The following is a 16,909-nucleotide window of genomic DNA, read 5'->3' as shown; positions in this document are numbered from 1 at the left end:
TTAACTAAAGAAGAAAGTTCACAATAATTTGCATAATCAAGTTATATTATCCCATGAAGTTTTTTCCCTATGAAGGAATCTTTTAGAATCTAAAATTGTTATTGTTATTGTTGTTATTGTTGCCATCAAAGTTGGTGTTGGGCAGTCCAATAATAAAATTACTAAAACCCAATAAATCCCGAATCGGTTGTGTAATAACCCGAAAGGCTCCCAACACTTTTCCTAACAAGGTACGACTGACAACGATAACATCTTCATTTTGTAGAGTAACATATTGCGTCACATCTAAATTTTCAACGGTTCCAATGGGATTGAGTCCTTGGGTAACAACTTTGCCCTGTTCTGGATCAAATCTCAAGAGGGTTACTTCTTCTTGGGTAATCAACGGAATACTTGGGGGTAAGGTGGCAACTGCATCTAAGAAGGTACTACCATTACGAAGGGATAAGTTACGCACCGCTAATCCAATGGGATTGGTAGGGATTAAAACACGAACGATAATCGTTGGTTGAGCCAAATTTGTCTTAGCAATGAGGGTCTGATCGTAGTCTTTTTGTCCCACGGGCAGTTGAGAGACAATAACCGTATCCCCTCCCTGTAAACGAAACTCTGGGAGACGTTTCCCTTGAATTAGGGGTGTATACAAATCGACTCTTTCTTCGAGTAAAGTTCCATCTACCAAGGAACGACGCACAATGACTGAACGCAAATCAGCTTTTGGGGTACTGCCCCCAACAGAGGTGATCACATTATTGATGGTGACACCAGGGCCAAAAAAATAATAGCCAGGACGGGTAACTTCTCCTAAGATGGTCAGTTGAACAGGACGAGGTTGTCCGAGTACGGCAATGACTTCTGGTTCTTCCTGAAGATAACGCTGCCCCAACTCATAAGCAACTTTTGTTTCTACCTCATCTAATGTGAGGCCGACGATAGAAATTTGTCCAAGAAAGGGAACCCGAATTCTGCCTTCAGGATCAATAATTCCACCAAAATTGAACTCAGGAAACTCTCGAACACTAACATTTACTACATCTCCGATCGCCAATCGATAGAGATTAAACTGTTCTGATGTATTCACATCAAATAATGGCGGCCCAGAGTTTTCCGGTGGGATATCCTCGTTTCTGAAGGTAGGAGGAGGAGACTGAGATACCCAAAATGGTTCTGAGGACTTCTTTGAGGAACCTTGAGCCAAACTTGCTGGGACGAATAGTCCTTGGGCGAAACTCCAAAAGACTAGGCTATTAGAAATACCATAAACAACTGAAGCCCATAATCGCGGATTCAGGGCTGTCTTTATCGGTGGATAAAGAATCTCCGTAATTCTCATGTTCATTGTTTTCACTTTACTCATCACCACAATTGACCAATTTTGTTTAACCTGGATACAGAGAATTTTGGGATTAAACAATTGTCCTTGCTAATATAGCAATTCTTCAGGTTTTTTGAGGAGTGAGGAGCAGGAACAAACTAAAATCATTCTAGCTTAAAAAACAAAATCTCCAATGCCGATGGGTGGCACTAAACGATCAACATCTAAAACAAATACCGTTAACAGTTGCTCCATTTGTTGCACCCTTGTTACATGACTGGCCATATCCAAGGTATCAGCACGCCGATAAGAATCCGGTAATGTCCGAATTTGGGAGAGGGGCAAATCCACTAAGCTAGGGGTTTGGGACACAAGAATCCCAAATTGCTCATCAATACTATTTTTCGCCAGGATAAGAAACTGTCGTCCTGATGCTTGAGTTTGACTTACTTTAAATAAGCGTTTATGAAGATCAATCGCCGTAATTTCTTGATCGTCAAGATGAATCAAACCAACGGCTGTAGTTCCACTGCCCTCCATCGGCCTATAATGTAGGATTTTCTGCACAAATTCCACAGGTAAGGCTAAATTAAGCTTACCAACTTGAAAAATAAGCAATTTACGACGGAGGTTGGTGGTTTTTCCTGAATAGGGGTCAAGACTGGCCAGGGAAGAGGAAGTCATCGTTGGGTTGGTCATAATTAGTTAATGGGTGATGGGGTAATGGGAAATTTGTCTCGTCACATCCTCACTCCCTACTGAGTAATCATATTTTTCACTGTTTCTAAGAACTGTTGCTCAATATAAGGTTTAGTAAAGTATGCACTGGCCCCTAAATGGGTTGCTAACTGACGATGTTTTTCACTACTGCGAGAGGTTAACATAGCGACAGGAATTTTCATTAATTCAGGATCACGACGACGTTGCCCTAAAAACTCAAACCCATTCATATTGGGCATTTCCACATCACAGATTACCAGGTTAATTGCTGAACTCTGTTGCAGATGATCAAGGGCATCTCGCCCATCCTTAGCTTGTAAAACCCGATACCCTGCTTTTTGTAAGGTTAACGCTAAAGTTCGTCTGAGGGCGGCTGAGTCATCTACCACTAAAACGGTGGGATTTTGAACCATTGGCACCGGAATTGAGGGTTCAACCCGTCCTACATCTCGGATAATCTCAGCAGTCTCCCCATAAGTATGAACTGGATCTAGGGTTTGTTCTATTAAGGTACTACCATTGATAACCGGAATTAAGGTTCCATCCCCCAAAATCGTACATCCATAAGTATAAGCAGGGGAAGCCATCGCTTGACCAAAGGGTTTAATGACTAATTCTTGTTCTGTTACCAAACGATTTACTTCTAGGGCGTAAAGTTGTTCCCCTTGTCGGAGAATTAGTAAGGGTAAACCCCAATCCTGAGGAGTTGATATCCCCTGTAATGCCTTACTGGTAAAGCCTTCAGGAAAGGGACAACGATAGTCTAACAGACGACTTAAGGGATAAATGGGAATAATTTGACGCTGCCAACTTAAAAAGCGTTGATTCCCTGACTTTTTAATTTGTTCAGCTTCGGGCATAATAATTTCTTCTATACTATCTGATGGTAAGGCGACTGCTGAGGTTTGGCCATGGCCCTCATGATGAATCAAACAAACTAACAGTTTGGCGATGGTTAAGGTTAAGGGTAAACGGAGGGTAAATGTTGTTCCTTTGCCTGAAATTGAACTAACAGCAACCATTCCTTTTAACATTTGTAATTGTTCTCGCACAACATCTAAACCAACCCCACGCCCTGATAATTCACTTACTTGAGTAGCTGTCGAAAATCCTGGTTCAAAAATTAAGTTTTGTAGGAATTCTTTAGACATCACCGCCACTTGTTCTGGTGTTACTAAACCAACAGTTACCGCTTTTTTAGCAATTTTTTCTAAATTTAAACCGCTCCCATCATCTCGTATTTCCACAATGGTTTGATTGCCTTGATGATAAGCTCTAATTTCAATTTGTCCCTGTTCTGGTTTGCCTAATTGTCGCCGAATTTCTGGGGGTTCAATGCCGTGATCAAAGGCATTTCGTAATAAATGAAGTAAGGGATCATATAATTTTTCTAAAGCAGCTTTGTCAACTAATACGCCTGTCCCTGTTAACTTTAATTTAACGGGTTTATGATAATTATTAGAGAGATCTCGTAACACCCTAGGAAAGCGATTTAACACTTCCCCTAATGGTAGCATTCTTGCCCACATTAATTCATCTCGGAGGTTAGTGAGCATTTGACGCTGTTGTTCTAAGGTTTGATTAGAGGCCCGCGCAAATAAAACAATATCATCGACTGATTCCTCTAATTGCATCATTTCTTCAACTAAACTTTGTACAATAGAATAAACAGTGCCATAAGAATCCATCTCCAAAGAATCAAAATCTGTTGCTAGATTACTTCCTTGTTTTGTCGGTTTTAACGGGACATTCATTGCTCCATAACGTTCAGGTGCAACTAACATTTGATCAGAAAGTTGTCGTAGGGTTCCTGTAATTTTTTGAAAATAACTAAACCGATTAAGTAATTCTTTAACTCTTCCTTGTAACTGATCATTCTGTAGGGATAAACTATTACGATTAATTACTAATTCACCAACCAAATTATTCATCTTTTCGATTCGGTTAAAATCAACCCTAACGGAAAGATTAGATCCGGCTGCTTTTTGTTTTTCTGAACCATCTTTTTCTGAATTAGTTGTTGTTCCTGAACGGCTTTTTGAAGTGCGTTTTGAGCGGGTGGAATGAAAAGACTTGCTAGATGTGGTAAATTTTGATTTTTGAACTGGGCTAGACGGTATAGATTGCTCTTCTAAAGGAGGTAATTTATCAAAAATATCCTCAACAGATTCGATGAAGTTATCAATATTTTCTCGGCTTTCAGTCTCATCTAAATCTAATGATAAAGATTCTGATGAGGTTTCTTCAAGATTACCGAATACATCATCTAAATTAGAGGAAAAAGAAAAATCATCAGATGCTTCTGTGAGGGAAATAGCCTCACCAAATACATCATCTAAGAGAGGAACATCAGAAAAGTCTTCTTCTTCTAAACTGGTTAAGGTTCCGCCAAAAACATCATCTAACGGCGGTGCATCGAAGAAATTCGATTCTTCTTCTAAAGCAGTTAAAGGGAAAGACTCTTCCTCCGTGACTTCCAAAGATTCTAGATTATTTTCTACTATCTGATAGGGGAAAGCTGTTGCATTGTCCTCAAAATCATCCTGAAATAAATCATCTAAGGAGAAAATTTGTCCGGTATGTACTTGAGTTGGGGTAGTATTAACTGGATTGAGGATTTGTCCTTGGGCTAATGTTAGTAAATCCTCAGAAGGTTGACCCCCAGAAATGCGATCGCCTTCTACTAAGACTAAATGATGACTCTCTTGAAAATCCTTTAAGGCCAAATTCGCAATGGTTAAAGCCGCTTCAGGATTATTATCTAAGGCTGTGAGCGCAGTTTGCGCGATCGCCCCAAACCCTGGTAAACCCAATAATTCGGCAAATCCCTGAAAAACATCCCCCTGATTGCGTAATTCTTGAGCAATTTGTGCGTTATTATTAGTAGCGATCGCCGTCTGTAACTGTTCTAACCCCTGGGCTACATCCACCTCAAACAGCGAAGAAACAATATCAATCCCTAAATCTGCCGAAGATGGCATATATTGATCCCCTTGAGCCATGCTATCCCCTAAAAGGCTTTCAAGGGCTTCTAAGATAGGCATTGCTGCTGTTATGGCTGCTTCTTCATCAAAACTGCCCTGCTCGATTTGCTGGATGAGAGGATTTCTTAGAGAATCATAAGCTTGTAATAAAAGACTTTCTACATCATTATCAATCTCAACCGTCTCATCATATAAAGCTTTAAAAATATCTTCAATCCGGTGAGCCAGGATTTTAATGGTATTTAGTTCGACACTCGCTGCCCCACCCTTAATTGAATGAGCCGCCCGCATAATTTCATGGACTTTGGGTGTGCTACGCTCTTCTTTTAGGGTTAATAAACCTGTTTCAATGATTTGGAGAAGTTCAGGGGCTTCTTCGATAAAAAATTGATAAGCTTGATCGCGGATGTCAGGATTCAGCATTTTAGGGATGGGGAATAGGGGACGGGGTTTAGGGGTTAAGGGATTGATAATAACTAAACTTTAAACTGCTCTACACTCGATTGAAGTTGGCTCGCCAGGGAAAGAACTTCTTGGAAAGAATCAGATAATTGAGTTGCAGAAACTGAAGTATTTTCGGCAATAGAAGAAACTTCCACCATCACCGCATTCATTGATTCAGAATTGCTTGACTGTTCGATCGCAGCTTGAGAAATAGACTTAATTAGCTGATTAATCTGCTGACTGGCGACAGTAATTTGATTGAGACTTTGACGAGTTTCTTCCACTAATTGGGTTCCCATTAAAACTTGTTGAGTTCCCGTTTGCATCGTTTCTTGTACTTCTTTTGTCTCTGATTGAATACTATTAACTAAGGTTTCAATTTCAGCAGTTGCTTCGGCTGAACTTGTGGCCAAGGTTCTCACCTCATTAGCGATCACCGCAAAACCTCGTCCTTCTTCTCCGGCCCGAGCCGCTTCAATGGAGGCTTTCAAAGCGAGTAAGTGGGTTTGAGCCGCAAAACGACCAATCAAACTAACAACTTTAGAAATCTTTTGGGAAGATTCTCCTAAATGTTGTACTTTCTTACTTGTTTCTGCCACCGTTTCTTTAATAGCCATCATCCCCGCAACAGTTTGATTCATGGCGTTTTCCCCTGCTACCACGCTTTGACTGGCTTGCTGGAAAGCGGTTTGAGTGGCTTGGGCATTTTCCGCCACAGAATTAATAGAATGAGTCATGGCCGTTAAGCGATCGCCCGCTAAGGTCAATTGTTCAACTTGACGCAAAGCTTCACCCGCCAAAGACTGAATTAAACTATCATTATTTTCCGTAGTTTGAGAGAATTCTTGGGCAGCAGTTTGGGCCTGACGAACAATGCGCCGTAGACTCTCCACCGTAGAATTATAAGAATCAGCGATCGTCCCAATTTCATCGGCAGTCACTTGGGCCCGAACGGTTAAATCGCCTTGACTAATGGGTTCAACTTGTTTCAATAATTCCAGGGCCCTTGCTTGTAATTGTTCTTTGGCAACCCGTTGTTGTTGTTGTGCCATTGTTTGTTCATCCAAGAGGTTAGCCCGTTCTAAGGCTACCCCAATTTGTAGAGAAACTTGGGTCAAGAAATCAATTTCTGATTGTTGCCAAGGACGAGGACTTTCACAATGATGGGCAATTAAGAGGCCGATGAGTTCCCCGGCCATTAAAATGGGAGTAACTAAATTAGCCTGAACTTCTAAAGCATCTAACTGTTTCAGATAACAGGGATTTAACCCCACTTTATGAATATTATCAAGGGCTTTGACACGACCTTGACGATATTGTTCAACAAAAGACTTGGCAAAACAAGGATCAGGGATTTGTTTGCCCAAAGCTTGGGGATAAAGGGGGTTAACGGATTCCGCAATAATCGTTCCTTGCCAATGTTCATCAAAACTATAAATAATGACCCGATCTGTTTTGAGGGCTTCTCGACTGCCTTGAACAACAAGATCAAACAAATTATCCGCTAAAAATTCTTTGGCAATTTGCAGGGTAATATTTTTTAAAGCATGAGCTAATCCTGATTCTAAGGATTCTTGATGGGTAAGCGTTACCCGCTCTAAGGTGACTTGAATTTGGTTAACAAACTGTTTAAGGAAGTCAACTTCGGTTTCTTGCCACTGATGGGAATTAGCACAGTGATGAGCGACTAAAAAGCCAAAGGGTTTATTTTGATTGAAAATAGGAATAATAAGATTAGCTTGGACTTCTAAACGTTCCAGCAATTGCTTGAATTCAGGTTCTGAGGTTATCTCAGTGCCATCGAAAGCATTTGCTGAATTTTCTTTTAACAAGGCTGAAGGGACTAGAGCATAGTCCTCTTTTTGCTCTCTAAGACAATAATAACCAGGAGCTACGGACTCGTTAACAATACGCCCCTTGTCTTCATTGTCCCAACGATAAATCAATAAACGATCAACCTTAATGAGATGTCTGGCCTCGGTCAAGGCCTGATTAAACCAATCTTCTAGGGATTTTGGCTCAATGGTTTGTGGGGGAGAAAGTTCGGCTAAAAAGCGAAACATTTCCGTTTTTTGGCGAAGATGACGATCATTAGCAGCAATATTGTCGGCCATCTGATTAAAACAAGTCGCCAATTGTCCGATTTCATCCTCAGAAACAACCTCTGCTCTAGCGCAATAGTTGCCTTCAGCAAATTCTTTAGTGACTCGCTGTAGTCGTTGCAGGGGTTTTGTGATAGCTTGGACAATAACTGCTACTACCACCACAACTAGGGTGAGGATAGCAAGTGATAGCTCCAATTGCAAAATTAAGCCTTGTTTGAGAATCTGGTTTAAATCAAATTCCGGATCACCGTAAACTAAAACGGCGACTGATTGCCCATTGTAATTTGGTAAAGTTTTAGTCGCCAGGGTATAAGCATGGCCATCTAAATGAGTGCGCTGGTAAACGGTTTGTCCTTTGGCTTCTACAGCATTTTTTAAGATGGATTTATTAAGAAGGGGTAAGTTAAAACTGGATTGTCTGAGTTCGGTTCCCTCGTAAGCTGTAGCGACGGTAAATTCATCTCTGTCGGGATTGTAGAGATACACAGCACTATAGCCTATCCCTTGGAACGCTTCAACGGTTTTCTCAACGATGTCTGAATTTCCGTTAACAATATCCCCTGAGACTAAGGCTCCGATCACGGTTTGACTGCCTGGTAGTTTAACTGGGGTAATAGTATAGAGAATTAGGGCATCTTGGCTAGTGATTCCTGCTGGTAAGGGGATTTTGGCTTTTGTGAGTTCATCCCAACTAATTAATTCATTGGTACGAATTTGCTTTTGCTGTTCAATAGCTTGACTGACTAAGTTATTAGGATTAAAAGTTTGTCCGATATTTTTACCATTTCCATTGGCAATAATGCGTAAATCTTTGCCGACAAAGGTGGCATATTCTAGTTGACGGAGTTCTTGTTCATTTTTGAGAATAGTGTTAATTTGTTGGCGAACATCGGGAGGTAATGACTGTCCTTGGTTTAAGGTTTTAACTGCTTCAATAATGGTTGGGTTTTCTGCTTGGGAGCTAAATACTAACCCTGTTTCTTGTAAATTATTATTATAATTAAGCTCGGTGACAGCCAATTGAGATTTAGTCTGATTCAATAATTGGGCCCGTAAACTTCCCACTAAGGCTGTTGATCCTAATCCAATTAAACCCCCTAAAGCGGCAAACATTAAAGCGGTAATGACTTGGGTTTTGCAATTGACTGGCAAATCGTAAAACTTTTTGAGGGGTTTCACCTGGCTGATGGTAGTTTTTGCTTGACTAGCCTTGTCGGTAGCCATTAGATGGGGGTTGGGGGATCTCGAAGTTGGGGGCGTGGGTTCTGAAGAAGAGGTGGGTATAATTGGAGTCTGCATAATAGTTGATAGTGATTATTTGATAATTAATGATTGGTAGGTGATAAGTAATAAGTAATAATTTTTGTACTTGTTACACTTATTACTTATGATTACTTACTGATCTAAAGGTAAATTGATTACAATCCCTCCTATTACGTCTCCAACTTTAAAGACTTTGTCGGGATAACGTTGTTTGTGAACAGGATGTTGATTATGACAATCAATACAAGCAGCAGAAATCGCTTTATCGGGATAGAGGGCTGAGTAATAGCGTTTACCATCTTTGGTTTGATAATCTTTAAAAGGTAATCCTGTGAGCAAGATCGAATCCATTGCTTTTTTCTCAAATTCAGTCTTAGGTTGGTTGTTTTCATTGAGACTCCAAGGAGAAATAGCACCATAGCTAAAAGGACTATTTTCAGAGGCTAATTCAGAACTCATGCGAAACATTTGAGCGGGTAGAGGTAAAGATTTATCCTGTTGCCAATGTTCCGAGGCCCGCAGTACATTTTCATCTTTGAGTCGCTGAACCACATATTTTCCGTAAACCGTGCGTTCGGATTTAATGATGCGATAAATATAGTCAGCGATCACATCTGGGGCTAAGTTTCCTCCCCCTTGCCCTGCCTGGAGGCTACTACAAGAGACAACAACAAACCAACTGGTGACAGCTAATAACATCAGGGCAACTAAGCGCAGAGGCAGTTTAAATCGTCGAATATGGGTTATGATTGTGTGGATCATCTTAGGAGACTCCTTATTTAACTTTGAACTGACGGACGCTTTCTTGTAAGGATTGAGCGATTTCCAGTAATTGTTTAAAGGAGTCAGAAACTTGGGCCGCTTCGGTAGAGGTTTTATCGGAAATCGCCGCCACTTGGGTCATGGTTTGTGTCACAGTCTGACTGGTTTGAGATTGCTCAATGGCTGCTTTGGTGATGGCTTCAACTAATTCAGTGATTTGCAGACTCGCCGCCGTAATTTGGTTGAGACTCTTACGGGTTTCATCCACTAATTTTGTTCCCGTCACCACCTGTTCTGTCCCTGCTTCCATCGCGGCGACAACGTCATTGGTTTCTGCTTGAATACTGGCTACTAAGGTTTCAATTTCTGCCGTTGCTTGGGCTGACTGACGGGCAAGCGATCGCACTTCATCGGCAACCACCGCAAAGCCTCGTCCTTCTTCCCCCGCATGGGCGGCTTCAATAGAAGCGTTTAAGGCTAAAAGGTTGGTTTGATCGGCAAAACTACTAATTAGGTTAACGACTTTAGAAATTTTCTGGGATGATTCCCCTAAACGCTTGACTTTTTTGGCTGTTTCTGCAACGGTTTGGCGGATTGCCATGATGCCATCTACCGTACGGTTCATGGCTTCCTCTCCCACTTCTACGGTATGGGTGGCTTGTTGTACGGTGGCCTCAGCTAATTCCGCGTTGGCAGCAACGGCACGAATAGACTCGTTCATGACTTGTAATTTATCTAACGCTGCCGAAACATCCTGTGCCTGATTAAAGGCTTCTTGAGATAGTCCGCGAATGGCAGATTCGTTAGAATGGGTTGTATCAGATAGTTGACCTGTGGCATTCTGTACCTGGGTAACAATTTTCCGCAGGTTTTCAATGGTTGCGTTGTAGGAGTCGGCAATGGTGCCAATTTCATCTTCGGTAACTTTGGCCCGAATGGTCAGATCCCCTTGACTCACGGGATCAACTTCCATTAATAATTCTAATGCCCGTCGTTGTAATTGTTCTTTGGCTTGTCGTTGTTCTGCTTCCGCTTTTTGTTGTTGTTCCAGTAGATCTGCCCGTTCTAAGGCAAAGCCAATTTGGGCTGCAACTTGAGAGAAGAAGTTGATTTCCGAAGGTTCCCACTGACGGGGGCCAGAACATTGATGAGCGATAAATAGCCCCATGAGTTGGCCCTTACAGATGATAGGGGCGACTAGGTTGGCGCGAACTTTAAAGGGACTAAGTTGTTTAAGATGGCATTCAGTCAGTCCAGCATTATAAATATCAGGAGTAGCTTGAACCCGGCCTTGTTGGTATTTTTCAACGTATTTCTCGGCAAAACAAGGATCGAGAATTTCTGCGTTTAAAGCCACGGGATATTCGTTGGCCACAGATTCAGCAATAATTGTTCCTTTCCAGTTAGGATCAAAACGATAAACCATGACGCGATCGCTTTTGAGAGCGCGACGCATTTCTCCCACGGCAATTTCTAAGACATCATTGGTGGTTAAGGCCGCAGCAACTTTGACGGTGATATCTCTCAAAACTTGGGCCCGTTTCGCGTCTCCCCGTCTTTGTTGCTGCAAGCTAAGACGATCTAAGGTAATCGTTAATTGTTCAGCAACTTGTTGCAGAAAGCCAATTTCCTGGCTTTCCCATGGGTGGGGGCTAGTACAATGATGGGCAATTAACAAACCGAACACATCCCCTTGTCTGAGAATGGGAACGACTAAGTTAGCATGGATGTGTAACTGTTCCATGAGGCGGTGGTGATCGGGATGGAATCCGGCTTCATGGACATTGTCTGTAGCGACAAACCGCCCTTTTTTGTATTCATTAATTAAGTCTTGGGGAATACAGCGATCGCTGATTTGTAATTCTATAGCACTAGGATAACTAGGATTATTAGATTCATGAGAAATAACGGCAGTCTGATCAAGATTAAATTGATAAATCACAACTCGATCAACTTTGAGAATTTCTCTCACCCCGTCCAAAGCGTTATTTAAAATCAGTTCTAAAGCTCTTCGATCAGCAATTAAACTACTGGCAATTTCTGCTAAGAGGTTGGCTTGTTTGGTAGAATTGGTTTGTTTTTCGACTAAGGTATGAATCCGCCGGGTCATAAGATTGACATTATCTGCCAGGATGGCAAATTCGTCATGACCTTTGAGGGGTATCTGTACGGTTAAGTCCCCTTCGCCAATTTGCTTAACCCCAGACACAATGCGGCGAATGGGACGGGTGAGTTGTTCTGAGAGCAAGATGGCTATGGCTCCAGCGACCCCTGCGGTTAATAATGTACCGAAAAAGAGGGCTGATAGTAGTTGACGTTGAGGGGCAAAGGCAACTGCTTGATCTAGGGTAACTACGGTACTCCAGCCCAAGTCGGGTAGGTTTTCTAGGGGAGTGAAGGGAGCAAAGGCAATAATTTCATCTGAACTTTGGGCAGCGAGGGGTTCTTTTTTGTTAGTAAATTTTGCATAGGTTGGGAATAGAGACGCAGCACTAACAGCTTGATGTTCAAATTTTTTGCGTCTGTCATCAACTTTACCCGCCGTATTCATTTGAGTTACTTGCATTCCATCAGGGGCTAGAAAAACTTCTTGATTACTATTAATAAGATAAGAATCTTGTCCAGGAACAATATGGTGATTAACAATGTGTTGAAGCTGTTCAACGGGCATTCGGGCGCGAATGACTCCGATGGTTTTTCCTGTGGCTTGCTCCTTCACAGGAGCCGCCAAATAAACATTAAATGTTCCCTCTGTGGTAGAGATTAGGGGTTGGCTAATGGTGGGAGAATTTGTCTTAATAACTTGTTGAAAATAGCTGCGATCTCGATGATTTTTAAGGGGAGTGCCTTGAGATTGAGCAATCACATTTCCTTGAAGATCAAAGACAGCAATACTGTCATAAATTTGATAAATATTAATAAACCGATCCAATGCCCTTTGTTTATCTTGGGGCCTAATCGTATTTCTTAATTGAGCATTGGTCAAGAATTCTAAATTAGATAAAACTTGAATATCAAAATAGCGATCTCTCATAAAGCGATTGACTTTTTCTGTCAATTCGACAGCATGGATGGTTTCCATCTGTTTTGTCTGATGGAGAATCACCTGGTTGGCCACGCCATAAGCGAGAGAACCAACTAAAATAACGGGACTAACGCTGAGGGCTGTAGCAGCAAATAAAGTTTTAGACCGCAGGGTAAGATTACGCCACCATTGCACTGGAAACAAGTCTCTTTTGATGGTAGATTGTAGAGATTGAATATAAGAAGGTTTCTCATCCTCAAGCTTCAATTCGTTCTCTTGGGGAAAAACCTCGGTTTCAATCTGGATGGTAGATAGTTCCTTATTTTCCAGCGTTAATTCGTTCTCAAGAGAACTAGGATTAGGATTCGGGGAAGACATAAAATTAACCTCAATAAAATTTCAGGGGAATGGGGTAATGGGGTAATGGGCAAATTTTCGCCTTACTCCCTCACCGTTTTACATAATCACTTTTAATAGAATCTAGGGTTTAGGCATAGCAGCGAGAATTGATTCCCCATCAAGAACCATGAGCATATCTCCTTGAGGTTGTAACCAATAGCCCCGTAAAAAGGGGGCTAAGTTAGCTGTCACAGAGGCACCTGTTGGGGATTGAATTTCTGAGGGGTTACACCATTCAATATCTTCGACGCGACTTACCACCACCCCTAAAAGTTGGCGATGGACTTTAGCCACGGTGGAGGAATCAGCCACAGATTGTAAAACGATCGCCCGATAAATGGGAGTGACTTGAGTTTGGCGAGCATGAGGGGTAAGACCTAGTAATGCGCCTAAATCAACCATCCAAAGAATTTCGCCCCGCCAGTTATACACCCCCATCACCCAAGGGGGCATCTGGGGAATGGGAACAATTTGACCCAGGGGAATGCTCAAGACCTCAGTTAGTTGGGACACTGGTAAGAGAAGGGTCGTGTCCGGTACAAGATGAAATCGCAAGAATTGTTCTAATTGGTTGCGTTCACTTAAAACCTTCTGGCTGTAGGCCTGGCTAGTTAGGAGGGAGTTGGAGGAAGTTGGTTTGGGAAGTCCATTAAAAACCACAACGGAATACTCCTGGTGAGGAAAGGATTAGAGAATTAATTGTTTAATGGTGCTAAGAAAGATATCTTGATCGATGGGTTTGGGAATATAAGCATCAGCCCCTTGTCTTTTTCCCCAAAACTTATCCATATCGGTGTTTTTGGTGGAACAGATGATGACAGGAATTTTGCTAGTCCGGGCTTCCGCTTTTAGTTCTCGGCAAATTTCAAACCCACTGCGACCCGGTAACACCACATCGAGGACAATGAGATCAGGGAGATCGCCCAGAAGCTTTTCTAAGGCTTCTTCGCCACTGGTAGCAATAGCCACCGTAATGCCAGCTTGTTTCAAATATTGAGTAATAATTTCTCGTTCTGTCAAAGAATCTTCTACAACCAGGGCAGTTCCCATAATTTTTACCTCATTTAACCAATTATTTAGATGTTTAGATTCAGGTTGTCTAGTTTTAGAATTCCCTGAAATTCAAGGAAAGTAACAGCTTTGATGGATTGGGTGCATAAAATTTACAAAAGGACAATTTATCGACTTGGTTTAAGTCGGACTTTCTTGTTTCAGCTGTTTACGAATGGCACTGAGTACCAATTCAGGATTGACGGGTTTACTCATAAAATCCGTGGAACCAACCATTTTGGCCCTAACCCGATCCACAATGCCGTCATTGCCTGTCAAAATGATGATCGGTGTATTGCGGAAAAAGGAAAGTTTGCGGAGTTGGCCACAAATTTCATAGCCGTTGGCATTGGGCATGACCAAATCTAAAAAGATCAGGGCAGGTTTACGGGCTAACAAAATGGCGATCGCTCTTAGAGGATCATTAATGCCCAAAAATTGATAATTAGCTCCGGTGAGGATTTTTTCCAAGGTTTGACACATCAGGGGACTATCATCGACACAGGCCACCAGGGGCCCGATGGCAGTTTCTCCCGTCGCTAAAGATCCAGTAGAGGGGGGTGAAACAGGAGGGGCCAGATCATCAATGTTAATCAATTCCACTAATCCCATTTGAATATAGGGCAAGAGGGAACTGGTAACGGTTACGACATCTCGCTTCATCCGCACGGATAAATCCCTTAAGGTTTGATTGCCGTCGAGGAGTTGTCGTAGGGTTTGATAAACTTGGGGGGAGGTGCGCTGTTGTAATTGTTCGGCCTGTCGAATAATGGGAGCAGAATTAGGCGAGCGATCGGCGACTTTGGCCCCTTGCCAAGCTTGCCAATGTTTTTGGGCTTCATTAATTAGTTGATCGGCATCAATTAAGACTAATCGGGTGGAGAGTAAGTTATCTTGTCGTAGTTCACAAGTAACTTCCATGGTTTGGGTGATATCAAATAATGCCTCGATAATGACCGAACGAATCATTCTGGCCGCTTGTTCTCGACTGACTTTTTGTTGTTCTACCCACAAACACAGCAGTTGATATTCCCAACAGAGACGGAAATCTTGATTTCCTAAACTAGCAATATCTAGTTGTAACGAAGACAGTTGGGAGGCAATTTGCGGTAGATACATAGCAATATGTCGCCGCCATCGTCTGACGGGGTGAGAACCCCCAGTGGCGTACATAATGCGCCCTAGATATAGATAGAAGAACCATTGTTCCCCTTTACTATTGGTCAATATTAATTGACCGCTAAATCTTGGTTGTTTCAGAGTGTCAAAAAATCCAGCTTGTTTAGAGGCTGTAAATTCATGGATGGAAATGGGATTATTAGAGGGATATTGAGCAGTCATCATTGCATATCCGGTTGCGTGACCAATCTCAGAGTTACAGTTCTAGGGTTCCCCCAATTTCCAGAAAAATAACATTTGCAAGATTCTGGCTGATTTTTGGGCAACCTAATCTCAAAGATGGTGCTGTTAATTTCTAGGCAATTTTTCCATGGAAAAAATTCTCTCAATCTTTGGCTTAATGACTGCTTGTGTTGTCGCAACTCCTGCTATGCCTATTTATGCCGAAAATTTGCTGATTTCTGAGGCGATGTTGCAGCAAATGACTCAAGAACTTAATCAAAATTTACCAATGATGATTAATGATCTGGCCCGTTGGGATTCAGTGTCAGCCGGCCCTGGCTCACTTCTCAATTACAATTTTACGATTGTTTCTGCTAATAAACCCAATGCCAACGAACTCAAACAACTACAAATGGCCCTGGTTTCTAACACTTGTCGTGATCAATCCGTAGGATTATTACTGGAAAACGGTGTCGCTTTATCTTTTAATTATCGTGGCAATGGCGGTCAGTCTTTGGCCAATATTCGGGTTAATCCCGCCGATTGTGGCTATTAAATCCAGTTTTGACGGGGGTTAAATTGTTCTTTAGCACGAATTTGCTCATAAAGGGCTAATTCTTCTTCACTGGGATCTGGGGGAATCACAATCTGAATTTCTACCAACTGATCCCCCCGTTTACCCGATCCATCAGGATAGCCTTTATTGGCTAACCGTAAACGTTGTCCCATGCGGACTCCTTTCGGAACGGTCATTTTAACTAATCCGTCAATGGTCGGAATTTCGATCGCCCCCCCTAAAATAGCTTCACTGGGGGTTAAGGGAATTTGACAAGCGATATCAGTGCCTTGTAACTCGAAAAAGGGATGGGGATTAATGGTAATTTTAAGATAGAGATCGCCCCCATCAAGGCCCTGTCCTTTCAAGCGAATTTTTTGACCGCTGATCATGCCTGGGGGCATATCCACTTCTAGCGATCGCCCATCTTCTAAGCGTATGCGTTCCCTTCCCCCTCGATAGGCTTTTTCTAAGGGAATATTTAATTTTGCTTCTACATCTCGTGCAGTACGCGAGGGGTTGACTACTTTGGCCCGTTTGGTATTCCCAGGGTCAAAGTCTTGGAATTTCCAAAAATCCCCTTCTTGACGATAATTGTTATTGTTGCGGTTGCCGTTACGGGGAATTCTCTCCTGTACACGAGAGGGACGGCGTTTCCCTTTGCCAAACCGCTTGAGGTCATAATCGGCCCGTTTGGTTTCGTCGGAGAGAACATCATAGGCCTCATTGAGACTTTTAAATTTCTCTTCCGCTGTTTTATCCCCTGGATTTACATCAGGATGGTATTGCCGAGCGAGTTTGCGAAAGGATTTTTTAATCTCTTCACTGGTGGCATCTCTAGAAACCCCTAAAATCTCATAATAGTTACGGACTTGCTGCATATATCAGTTTTCAAAGGGAATAGGAAATAGTCAGGGTGGCAGTCTAAGCAATTATTCTTATCAT

The 16,909-nt window shown here is 42.1% G+C and carries 11 protein-coding genes; 1 reads left to right on the top strand and 10 read right to left on the bottom strand.

Annotation, left to right across the window (positions count from 1 at the left end):
• Nucleotides 1-82 precede the first annotated feature (82 nt).
• The 9 genes from VB715_RS01650 to VB715_RS01610 all read right to left on the bottom strand — a co-directional run bounded on the left by VB715_RS01650 (nt 83) and on the right by VB715_RS01610 (nt 15,411).
• A complete protein-coding gene (locus VB715_RS01650; RefSeq protein ID WP_323299730.1) occupies nt 83-1,333 on the bottom strand; it encodes a polysaccharide biosynthesis/export family protein in 1,251 nt (416 codons plus the stop codon).
• Nucleotides 1,334-1,489: 156 nt separating this feature from the next.
• Entirely contained in the window at nt 1,490-2,014 is a 525-nt protein-coding gene (locus VB715_RS01645; RefSeq protein ID WP_323299453.1) for a chemotaxis protein CheW, read from the bottom strand.
• A gap of 56 nt (nt 2,015-2,070) precedes the next feature.
• On the bottom strand, nt 2,071-5,442 hold the full coding sequence (locus tag VB715_RS01640; protein ID WP_323299452.1) for a hybrid sensor histidine kinase/response regulator: 3,372 nt from the start codon (nt 5,440-5,442) through the stop codon (nt 2,071-2,073).
• 53 nt (nt 5,443-5,495) lie between these two features.
• Complete coding sequence (locus VB715_RS01635) at nt 5,496-8,867, bottom strand: methyl-accepting chemotaxis protein (protein WP_323299451.1); 3,372 nt, start codon at nt 8,865-8,867, stop codon at nt 5,496-5,498.
• 96 nt (nt 8,868-8,963) lie between these two features.
• On the bottom strand, nt 8,964-9,593 hold the full coding sequence (locus VB715_RS01630; RefSeq protein WP_323299450.1) for a DUF3365 domain-containing protein: 630 nt from the start codon (nt 9,591-9,593) through the stop codon (nt 8,964-8,966).
• Between the two features lie 13 nt (nt 9,594-9,606).
• Nucleotides 9,607-12,996 (bottom strand): methyl-accepting chemotaxis protein, encoded by a 3,390-nt coding sequence (locus tag VB715_RS01625; RefSeq protein WP_323299449.1) that lies wholly within the window; start codon nt 12,994-12,996, stop codon nt 9,607-9,609.
• A gap of 102 nt (nt 12,997-13,098) precedes the next feature.
• The gene (locus VB715_RS01620; protein ID WP_323299448.1) at nt 13,099-13,677 is read right to left on the bottom strand and encodes a chemotaxis protein CheW; all 579 of its coding nucleotides are present in this window, start codon (nt 13,675-13,677) and stop codon (nt 13,099-13,101) included.
• A 27-nt stretch (nt 13,678-13,704) separates the two neighbouring features.
• Nucleotides 13,705-14,067 carry a response regulator gene (locus VB715_RS01615; RefSeq protein WP_323299447.1) on the bottom strand — a complete coding sequence of 121 codons (363 nt, stop codon included), beginning with the start codon at nt 14,065-14,067 and terminating at the stop codon, nt 13,705-13,707.
• 141 nt (nt 14,068-14,208) lie between these two features.
• A complete protein-coding gene (locus VB715_RS01610; RefSeq protein ID WP_323299446.1) occupies nt 14,209-15,411 on the bottom strand; it encodes a response regulator in 1,203 nt (400 codons plus the stop codon).
• Between the two features lie 145 nt (nt 15,412-15,556).
• Here VB715_RS01610 and VB715_RS01605 point away from each other — a divergent pair, with 145 nt between their 5' ends.
• Complete coding sequence (locus tag VB715_RS01605; protein WP_323299445.1) at nt 15,557-15,964, top strand: hypothetical protein; 408 nt, start codon at nt 15,557-15,559, stop codon at nt 15,962-15,964.
• On the opposite strand, the gene VB715_RS01600 is transcribed toward VB715_RS01605, so the two are convergent.
• Nucleotides 15,961-16,845 (bottom strand): J domain-containing protein, encoded by an 885-nt coding sequence (locus VB715_RS01600; RefSeq protein WP_323299444.1) that lies wholly within the window; start codon nt 16,843-16,845, stop codon nt 15,961-15,963. The genes VB715_RS01605 and VB715_RS01600 overlap by 4 nt on opposite strands.
• Between the last annotated feature and the right edge of the window lie 64 nt (nt 16,846-16,909).

The sequence above is a fragment of the Crocosphaera sp. UHCC 0190 genome (assembly GCF_034932065.1).
In the GTDB taxonomy this organism is placed as follows: Bacteria; Cyanobacteriota; Cyanobacteriia; order Cyanobacteriales; family Microcystaceae; genus UHCC-0190.
This window is presented reverse-complemented; position numbering and strand designations above follow the sequence as displayed.

Bases quoted from the DNA above. Each gene is read 5' to 3' on its own strand.
- VB715_RS01650 (WP_323299730.1), bottom strand. From the start codon at position 1,333: ATGAGAATTACGGAGATTCTTTATCCACCGATAAAGACAGCCCTGAAT.
- VB715_RS01645 (WP_323299453.1), bottom strand. From the start codon at position 2,014: ATGACCAACCCAACGATGACTTCCTCTTCCCTGGCCAGTCTTGACCCC.
- VB715_RS01640 (WP_323299452.1), bottom strand. From the start codon at position 5,442: ATGCTGAATCCTGACATCCGCGATCAAGCTTATCAATTTTTTATCGAA.
- VB715_RS01635 (WP_323299451.1), bottom strand. From the start codon at position 8,867: ATGCAGACTCCAATTATACCCACCTCTTCTTCAGAACCCACGCCCCCA.
- VB715_RS01630 (WP_323299450.1), bottom strand. From the start codon at position 9,593: ATGATCCACACAATCATAACCCATATTCGACGATTTAAACTGCCTCTG.
- VB715_RS01625 (WP_323299449.1), bottom strand. From the start codon at position 12,996: ATGTCTTCCCCGAATCCTAATCCTAGTTCTCTTGAGAACGAATTAACG.
- VB715_RS01615 (WP_323299447.1), bottom strand. From the start codon at position 14,067: ATGGGAACTGCCCTGGTTGTAGAAGATTCTTTGACAGAACGAGAAATT.
- VB715_RS01610 (WP_323299446.1), bottom strand. From the start codon at position 15,411: ATGATGACTGCTCAATATCCCTCTAATAATCCCATTTCCATCCATGAA.
- VB715_RS01605 (WP_323299445.1), top strand. From the start codon at position 15,557: ATGGAAAAAATTCTCTCAATCTTTGGCTTAATGACTGCTTGTGTTGTC.
- VB715_RS01600 (WP_323299444.1), bottom strand. From the start codon at position 16,845: ATGCAGCAAGTCCGTAACTATTATGAGATTTTAGGGGTTTCTAGAGAT.